Consider the following 2,873-nt stretch of genomic DNA (forward strand, 5'->3'; position numbering starts at 1 on the left):
GGTGACGGGGGCGTCGGCGAGGGGGACGTGAGCGGGGCCGGCCTCGATCTGCGGACCGTTCCCGAGCCGCGCGCCGGTATGGCCGGGCTCTCGTTTCCGTACCAGGTAGTCGCCGCTGTGGCGCTGTCCGTGATCGGGCTCATCGCCTGCGTGCAGCTGGCGATGGTGTTCCTGCACGTCGCCCCCTCCAACACGCTGACCAAGCAGCACGGCGAGGCGGTCGACCAGTGGATCTATCCCGAGTTCGAGCAGAACTGGAAGCTCTTCGCACCCAATCCCCTGCAGCAGAACATCGCCGTGCACGTGCGCGCCGAGATATCCGGCGCCGACAAGCGTCGGACCACCCCCTGGATGAGCCTGTCGGGCGAGGACGGCAAGGCGATACGCGGAAATCTGCTGCCCAGCCATGTCCAGCAGAACGAACTCCGCCGGGGCTGGGACTTCTATCTCGGCTCGCACGACAGCCAGAACCGGGCCAACGGACTGCGCGGCAAACTCTCCGAGCAGTACATTCGGCGCATCGTGATGCTGCGCCTCAGTGAGCACGACTACGGCGGCGACGTCCTGAGAATCCAGGTCCGGTCCGAGACCCGTTCCGTCGCGGCCCCCGTGTGGAGCAGCGAGAAGATCAGCACCAAGCCGTCCTACCGGGTACTGCCCTGGTGGACCGTCACCGCGGCCGATCTACCCGAGGGCTCGGCCACCTCCAAGGAGGCGGACCAGTGAGCACACCCGGCTCCGACCACACGCTCGCCCGCGGTATCCAGCGCATCACGGCCGCTTCTCTGGGGCCGTACCAGAGTGCCGTCGTCCGGATCGGCATCTCCGCCACGTACTTCCTGTTCCTGCTGCGCGAGATTCCGCACCGGCACGAGATGTACGGCCCCGAGGCCCCGTGGCGCTGGGACATGGCGCAGCAGCTCATCTCCGGAAACCAGGCCTTCACCACACTGATGTGGTCGGACAGCGCCGTCTGGTTCGAGATCGTGTACGCGCTGGCGCTGGTCGCCTCCGCGCTGCTGCTGGTGGGCTGGCACACCCGGGCCATGTCCGTCCTCTTCATGGTCGGCGTGCTGTCCCTGCAGAACCGCAGCATCTTCATGGGCGACGGCGGCGACAACGTCATCCACCTGATGGCGATCTACCTGGTGCTGACTCGATGCGGTCAGGTCTGGTCCCTGGACGCCCGCCGTGCGCGGCGTTCGGCCGGTGCGGACCCCGCACCGGGCGGTGTGGGTGTGGCGGGTCCGCTGCTGTGGGTGGCTTTCGGGGCGGTCCTCTGCGGCGCCACGGTCACGGACAGCCTGGGCGGGACCACCTGGCTGCCGGTCTTCTTCTGGATCCTGTGGATCGGCCACGGCGCCTGGTGGGCCGTGAACCGGTACGCGCCGGACAGCGAGCCGCGCACCCTGCTCGATGTCATCGCCAACCTCGCCCACAACGCCACACTCGTCGTGATCATGGCCGAGGTCTGCATGATCTACGCGACTGCGGGATGGTACAAGATCCAGGGGTCGCGCTGGCAGGACGGCACGGCGCTCTACTACCCGCTCAATCTCGACTACTTCACGCCGTGGCCCTGGCTCTCCGACCTTCTCGCGGCGAGCGGTGTGATGGTGATGGTGCTGACGTACGCCACCGTCGCCGTGCAGGTCGCCTTTCCCTTCACCCTGTTCAACCGGCGCGTCAAGAACGTGCTGCTCGTCCTGATGATCTGCGAGCACGCGGGCATCGCCCTGCTGCTGGGGCTCCCCTTCTTCTCGATGGCCATGATCGCCGCGGACGCCGTCTTCCTGCCGACCGTCTTCCTGATGTGGCTCGGAGGGCAGGCGTCACACGGGCGGGATCTGCTCCTGCGGCGGCGCGGCAAGGTGCCGGGGCCGCGGGATGGTGCGGAGGCGGAGGACGGTGTGGGTGTGGGCGTGGGTGTGGGTGTGGGTGTGGAGGACGGTGCTGGTGCTGCTGTCGGCGCCGAGGACCGGGAGGCACCGCAGCGCCGCGACGGTGGGGGCCATACGCTCGTCGGGTGAGCAGCGAGACAGGCAGTACAGGCAGAGCCGACGGTGCGGGTGGGGTGGGCGACCCGTCCACGGCGCCGGCGCCGGTGACGGACGATCCGGCGCAGTACGACGAGGGGTTCGGTACGGAGATCGGCGTCGGGCCGCATTCGCTGCCCTGGCCCGTGGGCGAGCGGTACGACCCCGAGCTGCTCGCCCACGGCGACCGGCGGAATGTGGGCGATGAGTACCGCTACTGGACCCGGGAAGCGATCGTTGCCGATCTCGACCTGCGGCGGCACGACTTTCACGTGGCGGTGGAGAACTGGGGCCACGACTTCAACATCGGTTCCGTCGTACGCACCGCGAACGCCTTCCTCGCCAAGGAGGTGCACATCGTGGGGCGGCGGCGCTGGAACCGCCGTGGAGCGATGGTCACCGACCGTTACCAGCATGTCCGTCACCACCCGGACACCGCGGATCTGACCGCCTGGGCGGCGTCCGAAGGGCTGCCGATCATCGGTATCGACAATCTTCCGGGCGCGGTGCCGCTGGAGCGGACCGAGCTGCCGCGGCGGTGTGTGCTGCTCTTCGGGCAGGAGGGGCCCGGCCTGACCGAGGAGGCCCGTAAGCACGCCTCGATGGTGTGCTCGATCGCGCAGTTCGGGTCGACGCGGTCGATCAACGCGGGGGCTGCGGCGGCGATTGCGATGCATGCGTGGGTGCAGCGGTACGCGGATATTCCGGGGGGCGGGGCGTAGGGCTCCGTCCGGGGCGGTCCGGCCCCCCCCGGGGGAGGTTCCTGCCCAGGGTGGTCCTCCCGGGAGGTTCCTGCCCAAGGTGGTCCAGCGCTGGGGTGGTCCGGGGGCGCCGGCT

At 69.1% G+C, this 2,873-nt stretch carries 3 protein-coding genes; all 3 read left to right on the forward strand.

The features are described 5' to 3' along the window. The first annotated feature begins 27 nt into the window (after window positions 1-27). The 3 genes from JGS39_RS38955 to JGS39_RS38965 are packed head-to-tail and all read left to right on the forward strand — an operon-like array spanning window position 28 to window position 2,758. On the forward strand, window positions 28-726 hold the full coding sequence (locus JGS39_RS38955) for a DUF5819 family protein (RefSeq protein ID WP_308120986.1): 699 nt from the start codon (window positions 28-30) through the stop codon (window positions 724-726). After that, entirely contained in the window at window positions 723-2,030 is a 1,308-nt protein-coding gene (locus JGS39_RS38960; RefSeq protein ID WP_219574495.1) for an HTTM domain-containing protein, read from the forward strand. The genes JGS39_RS38955 and JGS39_RS38960 overlap by 4 nt, the downstream gene beginning before the upstream one ends. Continuing rightward, a complete protein-coding gene (locus JGS39_RS38965; protein ID WP_219574496.1) occupies window positions 2,027-2,758 on the forward strand; it encodes a TrmH family RNA methyltransferase in 732 nt (243 codons plus the stop codon). The genes JGS39_RS38960 and JGS39_RS38965 overlap by 4 nt, the downstream gene beginning before the upstream one ends. The last annotated feature ends 115 nt before the right edge of the window (window positions 2,759-2,873 follow it).

The organism is Streptomyces poriferorum, from assembly GCF_019399235.1.
GTDB lineage: Bacteria > Actinomycetota > Actinomycetes > Streptomycetales > Streptomycetaceae > Streptomyces > Streptomyces poriferorum.